The organism is Paenibacillus sp. J22P165, from assembly GCF_059692015.1.
On the sequence record NZ_JCAUAP010000014.1, the window covers coordinates 123,227 to 146,730 of the forward strand.

Here is a 23,504-nt window from a genome sequence, read left to right on the forward strand (position 1 = left end):
TATTCTACCATATAATTCAATCTTTGTCCGTGAATTTATAACAAAATATTACAAAATATTATGCACCCATCATTAGTTTTTTCGACTTTTTTCTAGCAAAAACACGTTCATTTACATCAAAAATTTCCGGAAGACACTTTTTCTCCAACAAATTGATCTATGTACAAAGGGACATTTAGCACGCTTTCCCCTCCAGCGATTCGAATTGTTCTTACAATAACTAGATATTAAGATATTCAATCGTTTGGAAACTGGAAACTGATAAAACTGATGCCCGTAAAATAGGGAAGAGTTTGTAGTGAGCAGCTATCTCCCTCTCGCGCCCCCCTTCAACCCGCTCATGAACCCACTCCTTCCTAGCCCAGTCTCAAAGTTATCCTACTTCACGTTACTTTTGTTCTGCCTATTTTATATGATATGAACAAAAATAAACCCCCAATACTTTGGGGGCTGTGTCTTGATTTAATAGTATGAATGACTAAATACGCAACTTTAGGTATTTCTTCTTTTATCTTTGTTAAGCATTGTTCCTACAAGAAAAAAGAATAGTGTTGTTTTATATGCTTTACGACTTCGACATCCGCTGCCTCGCCGCCTCAAACAACAAAACCGTCGCCGCCATCGCGACGTTCAACGATTCCGCTTTGCCCTGCATCGGAATAATAACCTTCACGTCCGACTGCGCGGCAACTTCCTCCGACACGCCCTTGGCCTCGTTGCCAAGGATCAACCACGTCGGCTGCCGCAGGTCCGTGTCGTAGCACGAGCCCTGTGCCTGCAGGCTCGTCGTCACGAGCTGCACGCCGCGCTCACGCGCTTGCGGCAGCAGCTCTGCCAAATCTGCCTCCACAATCGGCAGATGATACATCGATCCCATCGTCGAGCGGATCGTCTTGGGATTGTACAAGTCGACCGTGCCGCGGCCGAGGACAACTGCTTTGGCCCCAACGGCATCCGCGCTGCGGATAATCGTGCCTAGGTTGCCCGGGTCCTGGACACCGTCCAGCACCACAACCAGATCGTGCTCGCCGGCAAGCAGCTCGTCCATGCCCAGCTGCGGCCGCGCCACGATGGCAACGACCCCCTGCGGGGTCTGTGCGTCCGAGCACTTCGCCAGCACCGCCGCGCTCACGCCGACCCATTCGACGGCGCGGTCGCCAGCAAGAGCGACAAGCTCTGAAGGGCTTCCTTTTTCCACTAGAAATAGGATAACCTCCACCTGCGCCCCAGCCTTCAAAGCTTCCTCAATCAAGTGATAACCCTCAATGATATACTTGCCCTGCTTATCTCTGCCACGCCGCTCTAGGAGCTGAGCCCAATCTTTGACTCTGGCATTTTGAACGGACATGATCTCTAAATATGTATTTGTCATAAATGTACCTACTCTGCAAAAGTGACTTCAAAGTTTTGAAGACTCGAATTTTTACCCACTACAACTAAAATATCATCTTCTTTAATCGGTGCTTCTGCACTCGGTGGAATGATCATCTGCTCGTTATGTTTAACCGCAATCACGTTACAGCCAAATTTGGCACGCACATCGAGTTCACGCAGACTTTTGCCAACCATATCTTTGGATGCTTTCATTTCCACGATACTGTAATCGGCAGAGAGCTCTATATAATCGATAATGTTCGATGAAATCATATGATGAGCAACGCGTTGTCCCATATCTCGTTCTGGATAGACGATTTTATCTGCGCCGATTTTTTTGAGCACCTTGCCATGAAGATCATTGACTGCTTTAACGATCGTCGTAGCTATGCCCAGTTCTTTTAGAATTAATGTAGTCAGAATACTCGCTTGAATATCTTCTCCAATGGCCACGACCACAACGTCAAAATTCCGAATACCTAACGCCCGCATAGCTTCCTCATCTGTAGAATCAGCTTGAACGGCATGTGTCACATAGGCGGAAACGTCCTGAACCGTTTCTTCGTCCTGATCAATGGCGAGAACCTCGAAGCCTAGTTGTGATAACGTCTTAGCGACAGCTGAACCAAATCTTCCCATCCCAATAATCGCAAATTGTTTTCTCACCGGTCACTTTCCTCCATATTCCCAAGAATATATCCCTTACAGTATATCACACATGAACGCATAGCTCACTTCACATGACTAGCCCAGCATCATGCATTGGCAAAGTGTGGGAAGGATGAAGCCTTCTTCAACTGCACATATTAATAGCGAGAATGAAATGGAAGCGAGGTCCTTGAATGAATATTACATTAAGACAAGCCATTCACCAGCGTGTTCAGAACAAAACATCGGAAGAACTAAAGGAAGTTATCGAAGACTCCATCGGTGGAGAAGAAAAAGTCTTACCTGGACTAGGTGTACTTTTCGAAATTATATGGCAGCATACCGAAGCAAGCACACAGGACACACTTGTAGAAACTTTGAAGGCACATCTTCCTTAACCCTGATATGTTCCATCCACGGACCATCGCATGTTTCAATAATAGAGCTGGGGGATGCTGCGGCATTCCTTAGCTTGTTTTTCACTTCTAAATCAAAAAAAATCCCCCTCGCAATACGAGGAGGATCACTCAGGATCTTCAACTAAACTAAAGAACAGTATACGGATTCATCGCTGCCGGCTTCTCACAGCTGCTGCGCATAACATAATGTTGGCCCGAATCAGAAGCATCATGGAATCCATGCATGGCTTCAAGCACATGATAGGCAAGCTCGCCATTCGCGCGATGTGCTGAGCTATCTCCCGTTATCAGCGCCTGCGCCATTGCAGCAACACCTAAGCCGCGGCTATTATCGATGTAGCCATGCGAGAGTGGAATCGGTTCATAATTAGATGCACCAGGTTTACGAATCAGCACTTGCCCACCGAAAATATTCGGGTTAGGCACACTCAAAGAGCCATGACTGCCGTAAATTTCAATGTGTGGCAGTTGCGTACCGGCCATAATATCAAAGCTGGTCACAAGTGTTGCGATTGCACCGTTATGGAAATCGATGACCCCAGCAACATGAGTCGGTGTTTCCACTTTTATTTGTTGCCCACGCTTCTTCTCACTTGAGATCGTTCTCTCCGGAAAGCTCACTGCAGTTGAACCTGTTACTCGACGAATCGGCCCAAGCAAAGCCACCAACGCTGTTAAGTAGTAAGGCCCCATGTCGAACATCGGCCCGCCGCCTTTGGCATAGTAAAACTCTGGGTCTGGGTGCCAGTGCTCATGCCCTTTACCCATCATGAACGCTGTAGCGGCAATCGGTTTACCAATCCAGCCATCTTCGATCAGCTTTACGGCTGTTTGAATACCTCCACCAAGGAACGTATCTGGCGCACTGCCTATCAGAAGCCCTTTGCGTTTAGCTACCTCTAGGATCTGTTGACCTTCTTCACGCGTCACCGCTAGCGGTTTTTCCACATAAGCATGTTTTCCCGCTTCTAGAATTTGTATACACACCTGAGCGTGTACAGCTGGAATCGTTAAGTTGATGACAATATCCACATTCGGATCATTCAATAATTGCTCTACCGTATAAGCATGAGGAATTGCAAACTCTTCAGCCCGCGCTTGCGCTTTGCTTACATCAATATCTGCACAAGCGACTAATTCCAAATGGGCAAAAGTAGGGATATTTTTCATATAAGCCGCGCTTATATTTCCACAACCTATGATACCAACCTTCATCTTGTTCATCGTTTTATTCCCCCTATTTGATTAACGTGTCGCCCATAGTAACCCGCGTCGCATTAATTCCAACGTTTCCGGCATGCGCACAATGTTAGCTTGATGACCCAGTGAATTGTAATAAACTTTACCAGCCCCGAACGTTTTCGTCCAAACCACTGGCATCTCCACATCATCAAAATCTGTCACTGCGTGAACTTTAATAGCTGGATCTACATGCATGTAATATTTTTCCGAGACAACGACGAAATCACCAATGCCCGCAGTCAGCGGCTGCTCACTGTCCTTCATACGAACCGTATACGTAACGCCATCATTACCAGGATGCGCCACCCATTGGCCGCCAATCATATACTGGTAGTTCACTTCATTTCGAAAAGAATCAGCCATTCCGCCATGACAACCTGCAATTCCTGTTCCACCAACTTGAACCGCGTTAATTAAAGGCGTTAGCTGCTCTTTTTCAATTTTGCCCATGGTCCACACAGGAACTATAAGATCGATACTCGCTAGACGCTCCTCATCACGGAAGCTGTCCAACGTATCTGAAACTTCCACTCCGTAGCCCTCTTCACGCAATACCCCTGCAAAAATCCCCGCAACCTCCTCGGGTTGATGACCGTCCCAGCCACCCCATACAATCAATGCTTGTTTCTGACTCATGCCATTCGTGCTCCTCTCTCCATGACGCTTTTATACTTCACTTATACGAACCCACCGACGCTGAGCGATCGATTGATCCACGGCTTCCAACACCTCTTGGCATTTCACACCATCCACAAAATTCGGAACCGGTTGCCGGTCCTCAGAAAGCGCTGTCATCAACTCTACAACTTCATGTACAAAAGTATGCTCATACCCGATCGTATGTCCAGCTGGCCACCAAGCATCCATATACGCATGTGCGGCATCTGTAGCAAGAACACGTCTGAAGCCCTGAACATCCTCCTCATCACTTGTAAAATAAACCTGTAACTCATTCAATCGCTCGAAATCGAATTTCACGCTGCCTTTACTACCATTAATTTCAAAAGAGTTCGTACACCGGTGCCCGGGAGCAAATCTCGTTGCCTCGAAGCTGCCTAATGCCCCATTCGCGAAGCGAGCCATGAATAATGTCGCATCATCAACCGTAACAGGACCATGCGGCGAATCTTTGCTGCCTTTGGCACTAAGCCCCGTCATTGATGTCGGCAATGGACGTTCTTTCACGAACGTTTCACTCATCCCGATCACCTCGGTCATATCGCCCACAAGGAAGTGCGCGAGATCGATGAGATGCGCGCCCAGATCGCCATGCGATCCTGATCCCGCAATCTCCTTCTGCAAGCGCCATACCAACGGGAACGTCGGATCAACGATCCAATCCTGCAGGAACCACGCGCGGAAGTGATAGATCTGGCCGAGACGGCCGCTTTCCACGAGCTTCTTCGCCAGTTGTACCGCTGGTGCAAAACGATAGTTGAAGCCGACCATGTGCTTCACGCCAGCCTCTTCAGCCGCTTCTAGCATCTCCCTTGCATCCGCAAGGGTCAGCGCTAGCGGCTTCTCGCAGAACAAATGCTTGCCGGCCTTCGCCGCTGCCAAGGCAATCTCTTTGTGCGCATCGCTTGGTGCATTGATATCGACGATGTCGATATCGGGGTTCGTCACCAGCTCGCGCCAATCCGTTACATACCCGTCCCAGCCGAATTGCTCCGCCGCCTGACGAACACCGCTCTCATCGCGACCACAGATGAGCTTCATCTTGGGAATCGCCGTCTGTGGAAAGAACATCGGTAAATCTTTATAGGCATGACTATGTGCTTTTCCCATAAATTTATAGCCAATCATCCCAATATTGAACGTTTTCTTCATCGGATTCACGCCTCCCAAGTGTGATTACTATCCAGTGCCTTACCACTCGCACTCGCTTCCACTCTTTACTCTTTACTCTTCACTCTTCACTCTTCACTCTTTACTCTTTACCCTACACTCAGCGCTCCTCACCAACTGAACGCCTACCCGTCGACCACCAAATAACTGGAAAACATACATCTATTTCTGCCATATTCATCTGATTTTTCAATCTAACTGGAAAACATACAGTTAATAATTCATTTTCTGCTTCATGCAGAGCAAATCAGCCAAATTAACTGTACAAAATCCATCTAAATCTCCAAACAAGTCAATTCCAACAAAATTACCTACAGGAAATCCAGTTATTTATACCAATACCCTAGTTACCCGCTCGCCATGCTCCAGACTTCGAAGACTGCCGAATCTTCAGTTCCGTCGGCAGCTTAACCTGCAGCTGAGCCTCGCCCGCTCCCTGCCCGACAGTAGCAAGCACTGCGCGTGCCGCCTGCTTGCCCATCTCAAAAAAGGGCACTTTAATGCTGCTGAGAGGCGGATCACTTAGCTTGGCAGCATCCGAGTCATCGCACCCGATGACGGCAAAATCTCGCCCTGCGACCCAACCGCGTTCGCGAAGTCCTTGCAGCAAGCCAATCGCCATGCGATCATTAGCTGCGAATATGGCTTCTACCTGATCTCGGTTCTCCCATATCCGTGCCGCTGCCTCATAGCCACTAGTACGGCTGTAGTTCCCCTCAAACTGCAGCGACGGGTCTATCGATAAGCCCGCTTCCAGCATTGCCTTTTGATACCCGTGAAGTCTGTCCATCGAATTGGAATACTGGGGAGAACCGTTGAGAAAGGCAATCTTCCGATAGCCTTCATCCAACAAATGGCGTACCGCCTGATAGCTCCCATCCACATGATCCGCATCAACTTCAAGGAAGGATAAACCCTCGAATCGTTGATTAACCAAGCAAAACGGAAGTCCCTGCTCCTGCAATTGCAGTAATGAACTTCGCTGAGCTTCGGTATCTCTCGCCCCAAGGATGACGCAAGCATCCACCTTCTGCGAACGATACAACCGGCCATAATCCAAGTCGTCATCCGGTGCCAGCAGGGACAACAACATATCATAGCCTTGTTCCCTAACCTGCTCCCCAATTCCGCTTAATATTTCTGCAAAATAATAAGCCGAAAACAGATGCACCTTCGGCATATACGGCAGCACCACGCCCAGATTGCCACTTCTTCTACGAGCGAAGCTTTGCGCAATCGCATTAGGATGGTAGCCCAGCACTTTTGCCGCTTCTAGCACACGTTCTTTTGTTGCAGGTTTCATCGGACCGAGTCCATTGAACACGCGAGATACGGTCGCCTCTGATACTTTTGCTAACTCGGCAACCTCTTTTCTCGTCACCATGTTGATTGGCTCCCTTCCGCTCATTTACATGTAAAATGTACACGCGTACATTTTCTCATCATAGGCTGTTCCTGTCAATATAAAATCCATTATTTTCTTCTAATTCGATTTTCGGCACATTTCGACATTTTCATTAAATTTTCATAAAGAAATATGAAATAAAAGTCCATTTATTGTCATAAAAGCAAACTCTTTATATTGTGAAAATCCTCTTCGGGCCTTATGATAAAGGGTATTGGGACAACTATGAGATGGGAATGAGTGATAGCAAATGAAAGCAATCTGGCGCCATCTTCAGTTTACTGCGACAACAACGATCGATGCTCTCAAAAGCAGATCTCAGATTACTCGACTTCACACTCGCGGACAGCTCCTTGCCCAATTAGAGCATGCTGTTCGAAAGTATTTTAACACCTCAAATTCACATGTTCGTGCATGTCTGGTTTTCGATATTGATCGTTTTCGGCAAGTTAATTCCTCACTTGGATACGATTGCGGGGACCATCTTTTACAAGAATTAGGCCGCAGATTAAAAGCATTAGACCAGATCGACCTTGTCGTTCGATCCGGCGATGATGAATACACGCTCCTTCTTCGGGCACATACAGAGGAACAACTTGAAACTGCCCTGCATGGCGTTCAACAGGTTTTTGATTTCCCCTTTACCTACCAGGGTCAGGACTGCTTTCTTCGTGCAAGCTTTGGTCTGAATGCCCTTACGATAACACCTGAGAATATAGCGCAAGTCTTCCACCAAGCCGAGCAAGCACTCCTCATTGCCAAACAAACAGGTAAGAATAAACGGATTACTTTCCAGGCTATGCCTTCACTGCCACGTTTCACAAGTCAGATTCACATGGAGACCGACCTTCGAAAAGCGATCACAGAGAATCAACTTTGTTTATACTACCAACCTCGCCTTGAGCTATCTACAGGGCACATTAGCTGCCTTGAAGCTTTGGTGCGTTGGAATCATCCCCTATATGGCATGATTGCGCCTGCTGATTTCATCCCGATTGCGGAGGAATCCGGTCTTATTTTACAGCTAGGAGAATGGGTGTTACGGGAAGCTTGCCTTCAAAAAGCACGATGGCTGGCAGAAGATAAGCTCGATTATCAAGTCGCCGTCAACATTTCCCCCTGCCAGTTTCAAGATGAAAACTTCGCGGACAAAGCCATTCGCATCATTGAACAAACGGGTATACATCCCTCTTATCTAGAGTTCGAAATAACTGAAAGCTCCATTATGCAAAATATGGACAAAACCATCGCTGTCCTTGATAAGCTTTGTTCCAAAGGAATCTCCATCTCCATCGATGACTTTGGCATTGGATACTCGTCCCTCAATTACTTGAAGGAATTTCCGATTCATTGCCTCAAAATTGACCGTTCCTTCGTGAAAAATATTCAAAACAATTCCAATGATTTAGCGATTACGAATGCCATCATTCACCTCGGCTATGCACTCAATATCCAAGTGGTCGCCGAAGGGGTTGAGGATGTGGGGCAGCTTGATATTCTCAAAGAAACAACCTGTACAACGATTCAAGGCTTCTTGCTAAGCCCCCCTATATCCGCTTATGAGATTGAACAAACCTTTCATATGTATGACAACAGACCGGTTATGATTTCATAACCGGCCGTAAGCTTTGGCATATCTTCTGATTTTGGCATAAATGCGCTTATCGGTAAGTCTCCGAAAAATGTAGGGATCCGGGCTCGTATTCACTTCTAGAATCCAGGGATTCAGTTCCTTATCTACGGCAATATCGACTCCTACTTCTTTTACCCCTCTATACCTAGCGTTGATCGCTTTGGCCACCATGACTCCCATAACATGCAGCTGTTTCACATACTTGTTCCGCTCCGTTGGAGCCAAATATCTCATCAATAAGGTATCTACCGATTTCAGTGTACCCCCATTATGAAAGTTCGTAACAATCTTCGTTGGATGTGCCACACGGCCAATCACCCCTGTTGTCTCCCAGTTACGAGCTGGTGTTTGCTGTACCATCACTCGGAGATCAAAGCGGTTTCCTTTATGGGTCAACAAATGAATGCCCTTCTGTACTAAATAGTGTCGTTTCCTCGTCAACTTTTGGAGTGATGTAAACATGTCGTCAAAGGTTTTAAACCTTTTACGTGTGACCCCCGACTGGTAGGAATAGGCCAAATCTGCGTCATCTCCTGCTAACTCAATCCGGATAACACCGTTTCCACACATCCCTATATTCGGTTTAATATAGACCATTTTATATTTATTAAGCATCTGTTCTAAGCTTGCTTTTGTCATTCGCATCGTGCTAGGTACATACTTACGAAGTGATTCAACTGACTCGACGGCCTTGGTTTTTCCGATTTTGCTGCTAACATATCTCGCTCTACTCAAAGGCAACACTTTCTTTGGACTCCTCTTTATACGCTTCTTCATACCTAGCCTCCAGCTTAGAATTCACCCCATCCTAGTGTATGAACGCAAGCGAGCATTGGCGACAAAAATACAAAAAGAGACTCGCCCTGAAATCTTCAGGAAGAGCCTCTTCTTACTGTCTTGCTATTAGGGCGCACTCGTTAAGAACTGTGCGTTTGGATTTTTGTCTATGGAAGAGCGCAGCGCATATTCACTTTCGAACAAGCCTACGAAATTCCCTTTCTTGTCTTTCACCAATTGGGAGTTAATACGGAATTTAGCTGGATCGATTTTGTCATCGATAATCCAACGTGCGAATTGATAATTCTGACGTTGCAAAAGAATATCCACACCATACTCGGATTTCATGCGATGCTCCAGTACTTCGAATTGAAGTTGGCCTACGACGCCTAGAATCATGTCCTCGAAACCAATCGTCGTGAAGACTTGGATCATCCCTTCTTCCGTTAATTGATCAATCCCTTTGAGGAATTGCTTTTGCTTCAACGCATTTTTAATCGATACCTTGCTGAATAGCTCCGGAGAGAACGTTGGCAATTCATCGAAAACGACCTCTTCTCCTTCACTCAAGGAATCACCAATTCGGAAAATACCTGGATCGAACAGACCAATGATATCGCCAGGGAATGCTTCTTCCACGATATCACGATCTTGTGCTAGGAACTGCTGCGGCTGTGCCAGCTTAATATCCTTCCCTAGCCTTACATGCTTAACGGACATCCCGCGTTCGAACTTACCGGAGACGATACGTAAGAAAGCTACGCGGTCACGGTGAGCAGGGTTCATGTTCGCTTGAATTTTGAAAACATAACCAGAGAACTTCTCTCTCGTTGGTTCGATCACACCGGCTGTGCTTGTGCGCGGCTCTGGTTGAGGTGCAAGCTGTAGGAAGTTCTCCAGGAACGTCTGCACACCAAAGTTGTTCACCGCACTACCGAAGAATACAGGTGTCAGTTCCCCCTTCATGACTTTTTCCATATCAAAAGGATCACCCGCGACATCGAGCAGCTCGATATCACCGCACAATTGTTTATGCAGGAACTCACCTGCAATTTGTTTCACTAACGGATCTTCCACACCATCTACTTTACGGACTTCAATCTCTCTATGATCATCGCCTTGGTACAGTTCTAACTGTGATTTTCCACGGTCATATACACCACAGAATTGCTTCCCTGAGCCAATCGGCCAGTTCATCGGATAAGAACGAATACCGAGCACTTCTTCAAGCTCTTCTAGCAACTCAAACGGATCGCGACCTTCACGGTCCAATTTATTAATAAATGTGAAAATGGGAATACCGCGCATCCGGCATACTTGGAAAAGCTTCTTGGTCTGTGTCTCGACCCCTTTGGCAACGTCGATCAACATCACCGCGCTGTCGGCAGCTGTCAACGTACGATAGGTGTCCTCACTGAAGTCTTGGTGACCAGGGGTATCCAGAATGTTGACGCGGTGACCTTCGTAGTCGAATTGCATCACGCTTGACGTTACGGAGATACCACGCTGTTTCTCAATTTCCATCCAGTCTGATGTAGCATGTTTACTCGCTTTACGACCTTTTACCGTTCCGGCTAAGCGAATTGCGCCCCCGAATAGGAGCAGTTTCTCTGTTAATGTTGTTTTCCCCGCATCCGGGTGAGAAATAATCGCGAACGTCCGTCGTTTTGCGACTTCCGTTTCGAGAATTTTGGTGAGTTGCGTTTTCATGTGTTCGTTTATTCCCTTCTTCTTTTACATATAGACTACATCGGAATCAAGCGTGTGCTTTCTCCAAAGGAACGCTCCAGTTCGCTTCATCAATGAACTTACGAGTACTGAATTCCCTGCCGCGTACAACCACTTTATCCGCAAATACTTGCACATAAATACCCTGTGCTTTATCCTGTGCCGTTTGTTGGTACGCCCGATTCAGCGTTCTCCCTACAGAGGCGTTGTGAAAATAATGGAACGTTTCTTGAATATAGTGCGGTGTCCCATTCTGGAAATCCTGATGGCGATGCCCGCAGAAGACGAAGACATTCTTGTAAGGCTTCAACGTATCTCGGAACTGTATGGCCCGAATGAGCTGGTGAGTAGCACCATCAGTGCCAACAGGCGGCAGTGGTTGATGCGTCATCACAAACAGAGGTCTTCCTGGTTTATATAAATTGCCTAATCTGCCTTTGAACCAAGCCATTTGTTCATCGGAGTACCAGGCACCTTCACCCACTTCGGGTTTTTCTTGCACATAAGCTTCCTGTGAGAGCAATAGGATAGAGTGTCCGTTAGCGGTAAAATCATTATAAATGGACGTATAGCCCATAAACTTTTTGAACTGCTCTCTACTTATGGCATCGCTCTTGCCATTCGGGACTTTGTCTTGATCCCAGCTATTCGCTTTATTAATCCAAATCGTGTAATAATCATGATTCCCCATATTCCCATGAATGGGAGGAAGCTTATAATCATTCATGATAGCGCGCAATGCCTTGTAGTCAACTTCCGTTCCTGTATCCGTCAAATCGCCGGTCAGCATAATGGCATCAACAGGCCCATCGAAATGAGTGACATCATCTAACGCCAGCCTAAGCTTCTTATTGGGGAGAGAATCTCCGGACGTCACATGAAGATCGCTTAAGATAAAAAAGGACATTAACGGCCCAAGAGGCAGAGGTTCCTCTGAGGGTTCTAGACTAGCCTGCGGAGGCTCCGCAGTTGCCACGGGAGCGGCAGCGGCCTGCTCTTCGGGAATGAATTTTTTCTTGACCAGCAGACTAAACCAAGCACTTAATCCTACTAAAACAGCCCCAATGGCGAGCAGCCATCGCACAAACGCTCTTCGTGACATCAATGCACCTCTAGTGTATAAAATGAAAAAATGGCCATATGCACTAGTATACCACAAATTGTGTCATATACGTCGTCCAGACTAGGCGATATCACGGGATTTCTTACTACGCTTGGACCAACATGCAAAAAACCAACAGGCCAAAATCGCCTGTTGGATGAGCTACTCTATTTTAAGCTAGAACGGTTGTTTTTTGAACAGTTTCCCAATCGACTTCCCCTTCATTCTGACCGTTAATCGGCCACCACTTGAACCCATCATCACTCAAGAGCTTCGTCGCTTCTTCAGGTCCCCACGAGCCAGCAGGATAGTGCTTAAGATCCTCTGTTTGTTCGCCCCATGCAGCCGCAATGCGATCGACATACGACCATGCAAGAGCTACTTCATCCCAACGCGTGAAATACGTGGAATCTCCGCGAGTCGCATCATATAGCAAGCGCTCGTAAGCTTCTGGTGTATTGATGCCAATTTGGCAGCTTTGGCAGAAGTCCATCGCAACAGGAACGATCACACCTTCTGAACCTGGCTGCTTCGCATTCATTTTCAAGTAGATGCCCTCCATCGGATTCACTCGGAATACGAGTAGGTTAGGCTCTAGGTCATGCTTTTTAGCTAGATAGACATTGTTCGGAATGTTCTTGAATTCTACAACGACCTCAGTTGTTTTAACAGGAAGTCTTTTACCTGTACGGATATAGAAAGGTACACCTGCCCAGCGGAAGTTATCCACGTGAACGCGTGCGGCAAAATACGTTTCTGTTGTCGATTGCGGATTCACAGAATCTTCCTCACGATATGCCGTAAGTGCTTTGCCTTTGGCAGTACCGCTGGCATATTGACCGCGAATGACGTTCGCACGTACATCGTCACCATCTTCGAACAGACGAAGTGAGCGAAGCACTTTCACCTTCTCATCCCGAATATCCTCTGGATGCAGACGGCTTGGCGGTTCCATCGCCATCATCATTAGCATTTGCAGCATGTGATTTTGTCCCATATCGCGAAGAGCTCCTGAGTGGTCATAGTAGCCACCGCGCTCTTCTACACCCACCGTCTCACTCAGCGTGATCTGGATGTTCGCTATGTATTTATTGTTCCAAAGCGGCTCGAAGAAGGCATTCGCAAAGCGAACGAACTCGATGTTTTGGACCATTTCTTTGCCTAGGTAGTGATCGATACGATAAATATCCTTCTCTTCAAACACTTGACGAAGCTGTCCATTCAAACGCTCTGCCGAAGGCAAATCATAGCCGAACGGTTTTTCAATAACTAAGCGATGCCAGCCCTTGGTTTCAAGCAAGCCGCCTTCACTTAAATTGTACGAAACATTGCCGAACAACTCTGGTGCAAGTGCCAAATAGAACAGACGATTGCCGCCCGTTTGATATTTCTCGTCCAACTTCGCTGTTAGATCATTCAATTCATGGAAACCCGCAACATTGTTAATGTCGAGAGACATGTATTCGAAACGCCCAGCGAACTTCTCCCATTCCGCAGCATCCGTATTTTTGTAACGAGCGAACTCTTGAATTGAATTTTTTACATCATCACGGAATTGCTCATTCGTCCGCGGTCTGCGAGCCAAACCGACTACCGCAAAATTTTCGCCAAGTTTGCCTTCCCGATAAAGGCTATAAAAGGCTGGAAACAACTTTCTTTTCGCTAAATCTCCCGTTGCTCCGAAAATATAAAACACAGCTCCACTCATCTATGCATCATTCTTTCTCTATTAGGATTAGTTAATATGCTTAGCATACCTAAAATTGTCAAGCTATTCAACTTATCTGGTCACTTTAACTCATAACATTTTCTTATGAGAAACTAGACATTCGTCTATACCGTTGTAAACCCCATGGCATAGGCTAACAGTACATACCAATACGGAGGTGCCTCCTAGTCATGCAACCCTTTCACCCAATCACCGAGAAAAGCTGCAGAAACCTGATCGGAAAGCCTGTTCTTATTTACTTATCGAATGGCTCAGAGATATATGGGATCGTAAGTCGCGTTGAGAAAAACAAACTCATCTTAAATGATGAGCAACCAGCGAAGGTCAAATCCGCCCTCAAAACCACCAAACCAACTCTTACGAAAAAGGCAAAAAAGAAACAAGTCCAACCCGATATACCCGCTCCGTTGACCAATGAGGATCAACTCTCATCTTTCGGACTTATCCGGTTTGGCGGACCTCCACAAGCACCAGCTGCCAGACCTACGGGCCCGGTAGATATTCAAATCGACTATATTGCCGCGATGTTTAGTGAATGACGGAAATCAAGGCTGTGGATGCTAAGTTCATCTACAGCCACTTTCTCACCGTCGCATCCTTTTCGTCATTCGATAGCAGCTAAGTTCGGGTACATAAGAATCAATCTCATATCCTCTTTTGCTATAAAATTGAATCGCTTTTGGGTTGCTGTCATCTACAAAAAGCTCAAGCATTTGGCAGCGTTCACTACGCCCATAGTCTTCAGCTGCCTTCATAAGCGTATGCCCGATGCCCTTCCCTTGCTCTCGCGGGTCAACAGCCAGCATATCAATAAAAAGCTTGCTCGATTTGCGAATCACGGATATGAACCCGTAGGGCCGTTTGTACCCTTTTGCGATGACAAAAGTTTTATTGCTATTCAATCGCTTACGAATCTCAGAAAAGGTCACCGAATTGCCTGACTGATACATTCTGGAAAAAGGAACTAATTGTTCTACAACTAAGCGATATATAGCAGCGTCGTCAATGGTAGCCAAACGTTTGCGTATCACATGGCACCGCCTCCACAAGAAGCAATAATGCTATCTTATGTTGGTAATGCTCTAATTGACCCCCCAAGTACCAATTTACCCCAGTCTACGCAAATGATATACTAGACGTATGTGAAATGAGGTGATCTAGATGATCAATGCTTATCCATCCGTCATGGCGGTGAACAGGTATCAGACTCATAAGGATTATTACCGTGTTGGAGCCGTAAGCGGAGTTGCTGGAGGTAAGACGACTACCATCCGGCGTATGTTGGATTTACCGTTTGAGCAGCTCGCCTACAAACAATTCGCACAGACGGCAGCCAAAGACGTAGCCAACTTCGTTCAAACGACGGACAACGTGAAGAGATCAGCCCAATCGCTCGTCCATTCAACACTTGCTCCAACGATGAACAAGCCCACCCATGAACTGACAGAAGCTTCATCAGCCAACATCGCCGACAACATACAAACCTTTATTCATTCCTATAATGTATTGCAAGATCAACTGGGTGACTCACCTGACTACGTAAGTCATGCCTTGCTACTAGGTCTCGAGGGAGCCGCAGGTACCACCACACTTCATGATCTCGGCATCAGCAAGAATACCGAAGGAAAGTTGACCCTGCAAGCCGACGTTCTCGAAGAGCAACTAAAGCAACCCATTGGCATTGATCGCCAAAACTTACTTACTCTCACCAAATTTGCAAGCTCGGTAGTAAGCAATATTGATCGCTTGCAGCAGCAACCGGCCGTCTCCTTGTTTCAACTTTCAGATTCACCACTTCAGCCATATGGGCAGTATCAATCGCAACTGAGAACCTATTTGCCAGTGCCAATGCGCGGTTTATTGTTAGACACGAAGATGTGACCTCTAATGGCACACAGCAAGCGACAAGAGGCTGTCTCCCCCAAGTAGAAATCTACGGGGGAGACAGCCTCTTCCATTAAAATAATTTTTTACCTAACACATGATCAATCGGAATGAAGCCAATGACACGACTATCCATGCTATTGTTCCGGTTATCCCCCATAACGAAAATATGGTCGGCAGGAACACTCCACTTTCGGTTCCCATTCGCTCTCATTTCCTCGTTAATGTAAGACTCATCCAGAAGCTCACCGTTGCGGTACATCTTATTATCTCTAAGCTCCAGCTCATCGCCTGGCTTACCGATCACTCGCTTGATCCATACATGCTTATCATCGCCTCGGAGAAAAAGGCTAATCAAAGGGCTATCCATTAGATCATTTTTAAAAGTCCGTTTCATTTCCACTCTAGAGTCTATAATGACAATGTCTTCATAGTTCGGTTCATAGCGAAACGTATGTGAAAGCTTCGAAACATACACACGCTGGCTATCATGTAACGTCGGATCCATAGAATGGCCGCTAACGCGTGTTGATTGAAATACAAACACACCTAGAAATACAACTAAAACAAAAGAAATCGCAATGGAACCAAACCAGCTCCAAATCTGTTTGACGACATTCAAGCTTATCTCTCCTTGCCTTATTCCGCCAGTCCGTGCTTGAAGGCATAGATTGCCGCTTGTGTGCGATCTTCAACCCCTAGCTTGGACAAAACGTTAGTGACGTGGAATTTCACCGTCTTCACGCCGATAAATAAATCATCCGCTAGCTCTTGATTCGATTTGCCCTTCGCGATTAAGCGAAGTACTTCCATCTCGCGGTCCGTTAATTCTTCATGCGGCTCCGCAGCTGGCTTCGGTTGACGGAAGCGATTCATAATTTTCGATGCAACTTGTGACTCCAGAATCGACTGACCTTTGGCCGCGGCTCTAATCGCTTGCGCGATTTCGGATGCTCGCGAGGTTTTCAATAAATAGCTGAATGCACCTGCTTCGATAACTGGATACATTTTCTCATCATCTAAGAAGCTAGTCAAGACAATGACCTTGCAATCCGGGTATAGCTGCAGTAATTTTCTTGTCGTTTCAATGCCGTCCATGCCTTCCATGACAAGGTCCATCAGCACGACATCAGGACGATATTCTTGCGCTAAGCGAATGCCATCGTGACCATTGCTCGCTTCGCCTACAACCTCAATGCCATCTTCCGTCCCTAGAACAGCTGCAAGTCCAATTCTGACCATTTCATGATCGTCAACAAGTAGTACTTTGATTAAGGCGTCGTCCATTTGCTACTCCCTCTCTATGTACAGTGCTAATTCTCGATCAATTGAGGATCGCTTGCTAGAATAGGTACTCGAATCTCGATACGGGTGCCACGTTCTGGTGCCGTAATAATATCAACCGATCCGCCGATCTCGTTCACGCGTTCCTTCATGGACACAATCCCATAGGAAGTTAACTTCTTCGCATCCAGCTCGAAGCCAACGCCGTCATCGCGAATCACTAAGCGAATGCCATCTGAACGATGTAGTAGCTTCACTTCCAGCTTATTCGCTTTGGAATGACGCAGGGCATTCGAAAGTGCTTCTTGCACGATCCGGAACAAATGATCTTCGATTCCTTTATTCAAGCGAATTTCCTCATCCATATCCCAGCTAATTGCCATAGGTACCTTGGCAGCCAGCTCTTTTAACAGCTCAACAAGTCCCTCAGACAATCGCTTGCCTTCGAGATGGATAGGGCGCAGATGGAGCAACAAGGCTCTCATTTCGGATTGCGCCACGGAGGCCATCTCCTCAATAAGATGAATCTGCCGCTTCGCCTTCTCAAAATCCTTATCCAACGTCCGGCCTACAGCTGTAGCCGTCATCGAAATTGCAAACAATTGCTGGCTCACCGCATCGTGCAGCTCGCGTGCCAAACGCTGGCGTTCTTCAATAACCGCGGTAAGCTTGGCTTTCTCCGTAAGCTCTGCATTGCTATTGGAAAGCCGTTGGAGTGAGGTCACTTGCTCCTCCCATCGCTTCATAATACGGCTAAGTTGTTCACCCAAGCGTCCGATCTCATCATCTTCCCCGTGTTGAAATCCTTCACGGGCAAATGTCCCTTTTTCCAATAAAATCATCGTTTCCATCATCGGCTCAAGTCTGCGTGTCACCTTTGAGCTGTTCCAATATCCGAACACCGCGCCAATAACACCTAGAATCAACAGGGCCATGAACGAAAACTTGACCCCCTGCTGCCAGTTCGTAAAGGGTTCGATTAAATTTCTTGAATTCAAAAAATAAAGCATAGCACCGAAAATAGCGAAGCTAAAGAGGATGGCCTCCCCCATGCTGCGCCATATCATATTCGTTAAACGTCGTTTGTAGCCGTCCACGTGGTGATCTCCGATCTCTACAAAGTTACAATACTTTGACCTTGATATCTCCTACGATATAAGAGAGCACGAGTTTCACTCGATGGTCGCAATGTTGATAATTCTCCGATTGCCACACCACTTTGTTCATTACGCCTGTTTCACGTTCTTCCGCGATATGAAGCTGACCGAACATGACAGAAGCTGTTACGGAAACACCGATATCATCAGGTACCTTTACATCAATATCCCCTACAACGCCCTGAAGGATAACTGTCGTTTCCTTTTGTTCTAGAATTGCTAGCGAGAGATCCATATACGTTTCCCCCACCAAATACCACGTCGACGTATTCCTTAGAATCCACGGTTCACGACCAAGGCGAACACTATCGACAATCTTTTGCTTTTGTATATACGTATCATCCTTATGAGCCTGCTTAGATCGAATGAAAAATAAACCTAATGAAATCAACACAACGGAAATGACAATTGTGAGATGATCACCAAATAAAATGACGGCACCAATCCCCATCAGCACATAACCCTTGCGTTCTTTGCGTGAACGAACACGGTGAATGCCCAGCAAAATAAGGATTACGGCCACAATGGGAAAAAAGCCTACGGTATGATCTAGAAGCAAAAAAACACCGACTGCAATCAGCACAAGCGCTGTATTTCGGCTGCGGTTATTTTTCATTTCTTCTCCCATCGATGCACCTCCTCTGGCTGCTGCTTCATGTCTTCGTTCATACGATTCTTAGCATACCATAAGAATGGACGACCTCCAAGATGCAAATCCTTATAGGGCAAGGCTTTGCCTTTCATGGAGGTCACGCGCCAACGCTATTTTCGGTTATGCGGATCTCGCTCATCGCGAGTTCGCTGCTCCTGCTGCCAATCGTGCTGCAGCTTGGTACGCAGCGCGCGCAGTTCATGCTGAAGGTTGCCTCCGGCTTCCTTCAGCGTTTCCTTCGACAGGCGGCCCGCCACGCGGAGCCCCTGCAACGCTTCCCGGCCGAGTTCGCGGCCGGCGACCTCCAGCTCGCGCCATGTGTCGCGAGCTTCTTTGCCGTGCAGCCCGCTGCGCGGCTGCACATCCTCGGCTGCGTGCCCTGCACGCAGCCCGCGCAGTTCCTCTGCGAGCGCCAGGCACAAGTCCTGGCTGCTCGCGTACTGCGCGCGGTAGTGCTCGCAAGCGGCTTCCTCGCGCAGCTTCTCTTGCAGGGCGAGCCGCGCGAGATCCTCTTCGCCGGCGCGCATGGCAAGCTCCGCCTGCTCGCTGCGCAGCTTCGCCATCTCTTCTGCGCGAGCCATGTTGCTGCGCAGCGCAATCGTAGCCTGAAGCGCATCTTCATAGCGCTCCTCTAACTGAACTATCGTAGGGTTCCCTGCATACGCAGTACCTGGATTCGTTTTGCCTACAGTCTCTTGCCAGACGGTTTCAGCCATCTTGCCGATACGGTCAAATATATTAGTAGGATCAATTTCCTGTTTCTTATCATTCATATCAAAATCGCCCCTCATCCTCAGCCTCATCCTTCATCATACTTCTATCGTAGCGCAATATATGATGTTCTAAAACCGACTATCGACTGTTTTTGAACCTAGACCTAAGTCTAGTATGAGAAGCGTACAACCATATATTGGTCGTTGTTCGAGCATGGCGATGATGATAAAATATTTGAAGCCGAGTCTAGTGCGTAAATAAAGGCACTGGTACGGGGGACGAAATACTTGGGGTGAATATTTGCTTCGGCTTGGAGCAGACTAGGGAGAACCTTCTTCCCGAACCCGTCAACTAACCTCGAAGGCTCATGAAGGAGGATTACCAATTGAATAAGCTTACTAAAGGGTTAACTAGCCTTGCTGTGTCACTAACAGTTTTGGCAGGAGGCTTTCTTTCCCCATTTTCAGCCCAAGCAGCTGCAATGGAAGTGAAAGTGCAAGTCAATGATGACCTGATCCATTTCCCTGATGCGCAGCCATTTTTGGATGGCAACCAAATTACCCAAGTCCCGCTCCGGTTTGTAACCGAGAAGCTTGGTTATACAGTGAATTGGAAAAAAGATGGAAACCAGATTGAAGTAACACTAAATAATGACAAACATACGATTACCTTGGTTTCAGGTCAAAAAGAAGCTAACATTGATCAGGAAACCGTCGTACTAGATGGCGCTTCCCAGTATCAAAATGGGCGGGTTTATGTGCCGCTTCGCTTCCTTTCCACCGTTGCAGGTGTACCTGTCCATTGGGATGCTAGCAGTAAACTAGCTATTCTGAGTAAAGATGGCGGGCAACATGCACCGGATTATCAAGTTTTTGAGTCTACAGCTTATTCAGCAGATCCTTCTGAAAACGGTGGGTACGGCGCATTTGATTACATGGGTAATCCACTTGCAGTCGGCACAGTTGCTGTTGATCCATCCGTTATTCCACTTGGTACCAAACTTTATATTGAAGGTTATTCGTTTAATGGTCTTCCGCAAGGCGGAATGTACGTCTATGCAACCGATACCGGTGGCGCCATTAAAGGAAAACGAATGGACATCTTTATCCCAGGCTCGCGAAAATCTTTGCAAAGCTTCGGCATTCAGAAAATTAAAGTATACCAAATTCCAAATTAATTGCTTGGAAGAGCTGCCCCTTGAGAATCAGACAAGGGCAGCTCTTTTTGGTAGGTGAATGTTCCGATGCAATAAGGGCATTCGTCCAATCAACAGGTATTCGCCCTACATATGTTATATAGTGTTTAACCCATATTCATTCAAAACCGGAGGGGATACTATGTCAGCTGTAGTTGGTGGAACGCCAGGATACGGAAATTCCGTAGGTGTAATTCTTGTTCTTTATGTACTGTTGGTCATCATTCTTGCTACATTCTACTAGGACTATCTTCCGTTAATTCGTTAGATTGCAAAAAAGCCCAGCCTGCTGAAACTTCTGTCCATAGAAGCTTCCAGCAGCGGGCTTTTTTTCATTTATCAATAAAATTATAAGTTCATCCGTTAAAGCGTTGTATACATCTTCACACCATCACCACGCTGATACCCTTGTCCTCCAGGAGGCAACCAAATCAAACAATCCGCATCTTTGATCGACACCATGATACTTGACTTATCAATGCCCGCAGGTCGCACCCAGATGGTTCCTGCTTCGACACGTGTCGTTCCCCGAATATAACGGGGATAGGCAGAAGGTTTATCATAAGTCACATCCAGAAACGCTGTAGACGCTTTTGCCTCAGGACACTGACTCCCTAACATTTTCTTAATAATTGGCTTTGCGAATAGCTCGAAGCCTACAAATGATGCTCCTGGATTACCAGACAATGCGATGAGCAACTTGCCCTGCCATAAAGCCGCACTTGTTGGTGTCCCTGGCCGCATCGCCACTTTATTGAACAATAGCTTACCGTCGAATCGACCGAATAGCTCTACGAGAACGTCGTAATCACCTACAGAGACCCCGCCAGAAGTCAAAATAAGATCAACATCAGGCAGCACTGCTTCAAGCGCGGCTTCCACCTGCTCAGGATCATCCGTAAGTGCTGGCATGATCCATGCCGATCCACCTGCTGCCTCAACTTGTGCAGCCAGCATGTAGCTATTGCTGTTGCGGATTTTCCCTGGCTGCATCTCCTGTTCGACTTGTAACAGCTCTGAACCAGTCGAGAATATCGCTACCTTAGGCTTTCGGTACACCTCAACTTCAGAATAGCCGAAGGTCGCCAGAATAGCGGCATCTCCTGGGCCAATCTGTGCACCACGTGCAATCACGAACTCCCCACGTGCAACCTCGCCAGCGATTGGCGTAATATTACTTGCTGCTTGCACATTTTTCTTAATCCGTACTTTGACGTCCCTAGATACCACAGATGCATCCTGCAAAGAATCTGTCATTTCTAGCATGACAACCGCATCTGCACCATCTGGCACAGGCGCTCCCGTCATGATACGAGCAGCCGTTCCCTCTCGAATCGTAAGCTGGGGCATGGTCCCGCTTGGAATCCGCTCAATAACTTGTAAGACAACCGGTGAGTCTTGCGTCGCCGTTGTAATATCCTCGGAACGAACCGCATATCCATCCACACCGGATCGGCGAAAATGCGGAACAGCATGATCGGCATAAATATCCTTTGCCAACCGTCTGCCAAAGGACTTGGGCAGCGAGACCATCTCCGTCTCAGTGGGTATAACGTATGCATAGAGTTCGGCTCGCGCTTCCTCAACAGAGATTACTTTCCTGCCAAACCTGAGCTTCATTTCACTGTTCACTTGATTCCATGCCCCCTGTACCCCGTTACGCTATCCGCCGATCTGTGACATCCGGCGATTAGTTGGTGTATGCGACTGTTCTTCGTTCATCAAAGCCTGAGCCATCTCATGATTTTGTGGTTTTATATCCAGCGCACGGAAGAACAGGTCCTCCACCGCTGCATCATCACCAATATATTTGCGTACGTTAAATTCATCCGACCAATATAAGCACGGCTTGATATTGCCATCAGCCGTCAATCGCAGACGATTGCAGGTTTCACAGAAGTGATCACTAATCGGATGAATCAGGCCGAATGAACCTAACGCACCTTCTATGCGATAATTCTGTGCAGGCCCATTGCCATAAACCGCAGTAGACGCCGTTGCTTCCCAGCCCATTTCCTTACAGCGGTCCAGAACCGTCGTAAGAGATAAATAGCGGCTTTTCCAATCTTCGTCTTGATGTCCGATTGGCATATATTCAATAAATCGCACCTGAATCGGGCGATCAATCGTCATTTGCAAGAAATCAGCAATTTCATCGTCATTAATGCCTTTCATCAGTACCACATTCAGTTTAATCGGTGTAATACCTACACGATACGCTTCTTCGATCGAGGCTAGCACACGACGAATATCCCCACCACGGGTGATCAAAGAGAAACGGTCTGCTCTTAATGAATCTAAGCTAATATTTACACGGGTTAACCCTGCCGCTCGCAGCTTCTCAGCACGTGACGCAAAATAAATCCCATTCGTAGTCAATGCAATATCTTCAATACCGGGAATCTGAGACAGCCTCCCAATCAGCTGCTCCAGGTTTTTACGTACAAGAGGCTCTCCGCCAGTTAATCGTAATTTACGAACACCAAGTCCAGCTAATACGCGAACAATTTCTGTTATTTCATCAAAAGTTAACAGCTTCTCATCCGGTTCAAATTCCATTCCTTCTTCCGGCATACAATAGACGCAACGCAAATTACAACGATCTGTCACTGAGATGCGCAGGTAATCATGCATCCGCCCAAAACGATCCAATAGCAGCTTTGGCATAGGAGTTCACCTTCTCTCTCTATCTATTATGGCATATTTTCTGACA

At 46.9% G+C, this 23,504-nt stretch carries 25 protein-coding genes and 1 riboswitch; of the genes, 6 read left to right on the forward strand and 19 right to left on the reverse strand.

The window, feature by feature from the left end:
• Positions 1-565: 565 nt before the first annotated feature.
• Positions 566-1,372, reverse strand: a complete 807-nt coding sequence (locus AC58QM_RS29440) for a TrmH family RNA methyltransferase (protein ID WP_497288351.1) — start codon at positions 1,370-1,372, stop codon at positions 566-568.
• An 8-nt stretch (positions 1,373-1,380) separates the two neighbouring features.
• On the reverse strand, positions 1,381-2,040 hold the full coding sequence (locus AC58QM_RS29445; RefSeq protein ID WP_497288352.1) for a potassium channel family protein: 660 nt from the start codon (positions 2,038-2,040) through the stop codon (positions 1,381-1,383).
• A 176-nt stretch (positions 2,041-2,216) separates the two neighbouring features.
• Between AC58QM_RS29445 and sspI the strand changes: the two genes are divergently transcribed.
• On the forward strand, positions 2,217-2,420 hold the full coding sequence (sspI, locus tag AC58QM_RS29450) for a small acid-soluble spore protein SspI (protein WP_497288353.1): 204 nt from the start codon (positions 2,217-2,219) through the stop codon (positions 2,418-2,420).
• Between the two features lie 147 nt (positions 2,421-2,567).
• Here the strand turns inward: sspI and AC58QM_RS29455 are convergent, their stop codons facing one another.
• The 4 genes from AC58QM_RS29455 to AC58QM_RS29470 all read right to left on the reverse strand — a co-directional run bounded on the left by AC58QM_RS29455 (position 2,568) and on the right by AC58QM_RS29470 (position 6,915).
• A complete protein-coding gene (locus AC58QM_RS29455; protein WP_497288354.1) occupies positions 2,568-3,665 on the reverse strand; it encodes a Gfo/Idh/MocA family protein in 1,098 nt (365 codons plus the stop codon).
• 21 nt (positions 3,666-3,686) lie between these two features.
• Positions 3,687-4,319 (reverse strand): ThuA domain-containing protein, encoded by a 633-nt coding sequence (locus AC58QM_RS29460; RefSeq protein WP_310501609.1) that lies wholly within the window; start codon positions 4,317-4,319, stop codon positions 3,687-3,689.
• A 30-nt stretch (positions 4,320-4,349) separates the two neighbouring features.
• Positions 4,350-5,513: a Gfo/Idh/MocA family protein gene (locus AC58QM_RS29465; protein ID WP_497288355.1), complete on the reverse strand. Its 1,164-nt coding sequence runs from the start codon at positions 5,511-5,513 to the stop codon at positions 4,350-4,352.
• 361 nt (positions 5,514-5,874) lie between these two features.
• Positions 5,875-6,915, reverse strand: a complete 1,041-nt coding sequence (locus AC58QM_RS29470) for a LacI family DNA-binding transcriptional regulator (protein ID WP_497288356.1) — start codon at positions 6,913-6,915, stop codon at positions 5,875-5,877.
• A 271-nt stretch (positions 6,916-7,186) separates the two neighbouring features.
• On the opposite strand from AC58QM_RS29470, the gene AC58QM_RS29475 reads away from it, so the two are divergent.
• Positions 7,187-8,551, forward strand: coding sequence for a putative bifunctional diguanylate cyclase/phosphodiesterase (locus AC58QM_RS29475; protein ID WP_497288357.1), 1,365 nt, complete (start codon positions 7,187-7,189; stop codon positions 8,549-8,551).
• On the opposite strand, the gene AC58QM_RS29480 is transcribed toward AC58QM_RS29475, so the two are convergent.
• From AC58QM_RS29480 to zwf, 4 genes are all read right to left on the reverse strand, one after another.
• Positions 8,546-9,346, reverse strand: a complete 801-nt coding sequence (locus tag AC58QM_RS29480; protein ID WP_497288358.1) for a YheC/YheD family protein — start codon at positions 9,344-9,346, stop codon at positions 8,546-8,548. The two genes, AC58QM_RS29475 and AC58QM_RS29480, sit on opposite strands and share 6 nt — an antisense overlap.
• A 126-nt stretch (positions 9,347-9,472) precedes the next feature.
• The gene (locus tag AC58QM_RS29485) at positions 9,473-11,056 is read right to left on the reverse strand and encodes a peptide chain release factor 3 (protein WP_497288359.1); all 1,584 of its coding nucleotides are present in this window, start codon (positions 11,054-11,056) and stop codon (positions 9,473-9,475) included.
• Between the two features lie 46 nt (positions 11,057-11,102).
• Positions 11,103-12,176 (reverse strand): metallophosphoesterase family protein, encoded by a 1,074-nt coding sequence (locus AC58QM_RS29490; protein WP_497288360.1) that lies wholly within the window; start codon positions 12,174-12,176, stop codon positions 11,103-11,105.
• Between the two features lie 172 nt (positions 12,177-12,348).
• Complete coding sequence (gene zwf / locus AC58QM_RS29495; RefSeq protein WP_497288361.1) at positions 12,349-13,884, reverse strand: glucose-6-phosphate dehydrogenase; 1,536 nt, start codon at positions 13,882-13,884, stop codon at positions 12,349-12,351.
• Positions 13,885-14,075: 191 nt separating this feature from the next.
• Between zwf and AC58QM_RS29500 the strand changes: the two genes are divergently transcribed.
• A complete protein-coding gene (locus AC58QM_RS29500) occupies positions 14,076-14,444 on the forward strand; it encodes a hypothetical protein (RefSeq protein WP_497288362.1) in 369 nt (122 codons plus the stop codon).
• Positions 14,445-14,489: 45 nt separating this feature from the next.
• Here AC58QM_RS29500 and AC58QM_RS29505 read toward each other — a convergent pair whose 3' ends face one another.
• A complete protein-coding gene (locus tag AC58QM_RS29505; RefSeq protein ID WP_497288363.1) occupies positions 14,490-14,936 on the reverse strand; it encodes a GNAT family N-acetyltransferase in 447 nt (148 codons plus the stop codon).
• Positions 14,937-15,066: 130 nt separating this feature from the next.
• On the opposite strand from AC58QM_RS29505, the gene AC58QM_RS29510 reads away from it, so the two are divergent.
• Positions 15,067-15,786, forward strand: a complete 720-nt coding sequence (locus AC58QM_RS29510) for a hypothetical protein (RefSeq protein WP_497288364.1) — start codon at positions 15,067-15,069, stop codon at positions 15,784-15,786.
• A 76-nt stretch (positions 15,787-15,862) separates the two neighbouring features.
• Here AC58QM_RS29510 and lepB read toward each other — a convergent pair whose 3' ends face one another.
• From lepB to AC58QM_RS29540, 6 genes are read right to left on the reverse strand one after another with little or no spacing between them, the layout of a single operon-like run.
• Positions 15,863-16,411, reverse strand: a complete 549-nt coding sequence (gene lepB / locus AC58QM_RS29515) for a signal peptidase I (protein WP_497288365.1) — start codon at positions 16,409-16,411, stop codon at positions 15,863-15,865.
• A 17-nt stretch (positions 16,412-16,428) separates the two neighbouring features.
• Positions 16,429-17,076: a response regulator gene (locus tag AC58QM_RS29520; protein ID WP_310501620.1), complete on the reverse strand. Its 648-nt coding sequence runs from the start codon at positions 17,074-17,076 to the stop codon at positions 16,429-16,431.
• A 26-nt stretch (positions 17,077-17,102) separates the two neighbouring features.
• Positions 17,103-18,170 carry a sensor histidine kinase gene (locus AC58QM_RS29525; RefSeq protein ID WP_497288366.1) on the reverse strand — a complete coding sequence of 356 codons (1,068 nt, stop codon included), beginning with the start codon at positions 18,168-18,170 and terminating at the stop codon, positions 17,103-17,105.
• A gap of 25 nt (positions 18,171-18,195) precedes the next feature.
• Positions 18,196-18,858 carry a cell wall-active antibiotics response protein LiaF gene (gene liaF / locus AC58QM_RS29530; RefSeq protein WP_497288367.1) on the reverse strand — a complete coding sequence of 221 codons (663 nt, stop codon included), beginning with the start codon at positions 18,856-18,858 and terminating at the stop codon, positions 18,196-18,198.
• On the reverse strand, positions 18,843-18,974 hold the full coding sequence (locus AC58QM_RS29535; protein ID WP_497288368.1) for a hypothetical protein: 132 nt from the start codon (positions 18,972-18,974) through the stop codon (positions 18,843-18,845). The genes liaF and AC58QM_RS29535 overlap by 16 nt, the downstream gene beginning before the upstream one ends.
• Before the next feature lie 18 nt (positions 18,975-18,992).
• Positions 18,993-19,655 carry a PspA/IM30 family protein gene (locus AC58QM_RS29540; protein WP_497288369.1) on the reverse strand — a complete coding sequence of 221 codons (663 nt, stop codon included), beginning with the start codon at positions 19,653-19,655 and terminating at the stop codon, positions 18,993-18,995.
• Positions 19,656-19,824: 169 nt separating this feature from the next.
• A riboswitch (cyclic di-AMP (ydaO/yuaA leader) is annotated at positions 19,825-19,977 on the forward strand.
• Between the two features lie 4 nt (positions 19,978-19,981).
• Here AC58QM_RS29540 and AC58QM_RS29545 point away from each other — a divergent pair.
• Together AC58QM_RS29545 and AC58QM_RS29550 are read left to right on the forward strand one after the other, a co-directional pair.
• Entirely contained in the window at positions 19,982-20,773 is a 792-nt protein-coding gene (locus tag AC58QM_RS29545) for a stalk domain-containing protein (RefSeq protein WP_497288370.1), read from the forward strand.
• A 160-nt stretch (positions 20,774-20,933) separates the two neighbouring features.
• A complete protein-coding gene (locus AC58QM_RS29550; protein WP_310501627.1) occupies positions 20,934-21,035 on the forward strand; it encodes a sporulation protein YjcZ in 102 nt (33 codons plus the stop codon).
• A 119-nt stretch (positions 21,036-21,154) separates the two neighbouring features.
• Here AC58QM_RS29550 and AC58QM_RS29555 read toward each other — a convergent pair whose 3' ends face one another.
• Positions 21,155-22,423 (reverse strand): molybdopterin molybdotransferase MoeA, encoded by a 1,269-nt coding sequence (locus tag AC58QM_RS29555; protein WP_497288371.1) that lies wholly within the window; start codon positions 22,421-22,423, stop codon positions 21,155-21,157.
• Positions 22,424-22,453: 30 nt separating this feature from the next.
• Positions 22,454-23,458 carry a GTP 3',8-cyclase MoaA gene (moaA, locus tag AC58QM_RS29560; RefSeq protein WP_497288372.1) on the reverse strand — a complete coding sequence of 335 codons (1,005 nt, stop codon included), beginning with the start codon at positions 23,456-23,458 and terminating at the stop codon, positions 22,454-22,456.
• Positions 23,459-23,504: the final 46 nt, after the last annotated feature.

Excerpts from the sequence above, each read along its gene's own strand:
- AC58QM_RS29440 (WP_497288351.1), bottom strand. The coding sequence starts at position 1,372 with ATGACAAATACATATTTAGAGATCATGTCCGTTCAAAATGCCAGAGTC.
- sspI (WP_497288353.1), top strand. The coding sequence starts at position 2,217 with ATGAATATTACATTAAGACAAGCCATTCACCAGCGTGTTCAGAACAAA.
- AC58QM_RS29455 (WP_497288354.1), bottom strand. The coding sequence starts at position 3,665 with ATGAACAAGATGAAGGTTGGTATCATAGGTTGTGGAAATATAAGCGCG.
- AC58QM_RS29460 (WP_310501609.1), bottom strand. The coding sequence starts at position 4,319 with ATGAGTCAGAAACAAGCATTGATTGTATGGGGTGGCTGGGACGGTCAT.
- AC58QM_RS29465 (WP_497288355.1), bottom strand. The coding sequence starts at position 5,513 with ATGAAGAAAACGTTCAATATTGGGATGATTGGCTATAAATTTATGGGA.
- AC58QM_RS29470 (WP_497288356.1), bottom strand. The coding sequence starts at position 6,915 with ATGGTGACGAGAAAAGAGGTTGCCGAGTTAGCAAAAGTATCAGAGGCG.
- AC58QM_RS29475 (WP_497288357.1), top strand. The coding sequence starts at position 7,187 with ATGAAAGCAATCTGGCGCCATCTTCAGTTTACTGCGACAACAACGATC.
- AC58QM_RS29480 (WP_497288358.1), bottom strand. The coding sequence starts at position 9,346 with ATGAAGAAGCGTATAAAGAGGAGTCCAAAGAAAGTGTTGCCTTTGAGT.
- AC58QM_RS29485 (WP_497288359.1), bottom strand. The coding sequence starts at position 11,056 with ATGAAAACGCAACTCACCAAAATTCTCGAAACGGAAGTCGCAAAACGA.
- AC58QM_RS29490 (WP_497288360.1), bottom strand. The coding sequence starts at position 12,176 with ATGTCACGAAGAGCGTTTGTGCGATGGCTGCTCGCCATTGGGGCTGTT.
- zwf (WP_497288361.1), bottom strand. The coding sequence starts at position 13,884 with ATGAGTGGAGCTGTGTTTTATATTTTCGGAGCAACGGGAGATTTAGCG.
- AC58QM_RS29500 (WP_497288362.1), top strand. The coding sequence starts at position 14,076 with ATGCAACCCTTTCACCCAATCACCGAGAAAAGCTGCAGAAACCTGATC.
- AC58QM_RS29510 (WP_497288364.1), top strand. The coding sequence starts at position 15,067 with ATGATCAATGCTTATCCATCCGTCATGGCGGTGAACAGGTATCAGACT.
- AC58QM_RS29520 (WP_310501620.1), bottom strand. The coding sequence starts at position 17,076 with ATGGACGACGCCTTAATCAAAGTACTACTTGTTGACGATCATGAAATG.
- liaF (WP_497288367.1), bottom strand. The coding sequence starts at position 18,858 with ATGGGAGAAGAAATGAAAAATAACCGCAGCCGAAATACAGCGCTTGTG.
- AC58QM_RS29535 (WP_497288368.1), bottom strand. The coding sequence starts at position 18,974 with ATGAAAGGCAAAGCCTTGCCCTATAAGGATTTGCATCTTGGAGGTCGT.
- AC58QM_RS29540 (WP_497288369.1), bottom strand. The coding sequence starts at position 19,655 with ATGAATGATAAGAAACAGGAAATTGATCCTACTAATATATTTGACCGT.
- AC58QM_RS29550 (WP_310501627.1), top strand. The coding sequence starts at position 20,934 with ATGTCAGCTGTAGTTGGTGGAACGCCAGGATACGGAAATTCCGTAGGT.
- moaA (WP_497288372.1), bottom strand. The coding sequence starts at position 23,458 with ATGCCAAAGCTGCTATTGGATCGTTTTGGGCGGATGCATGATTACCTG.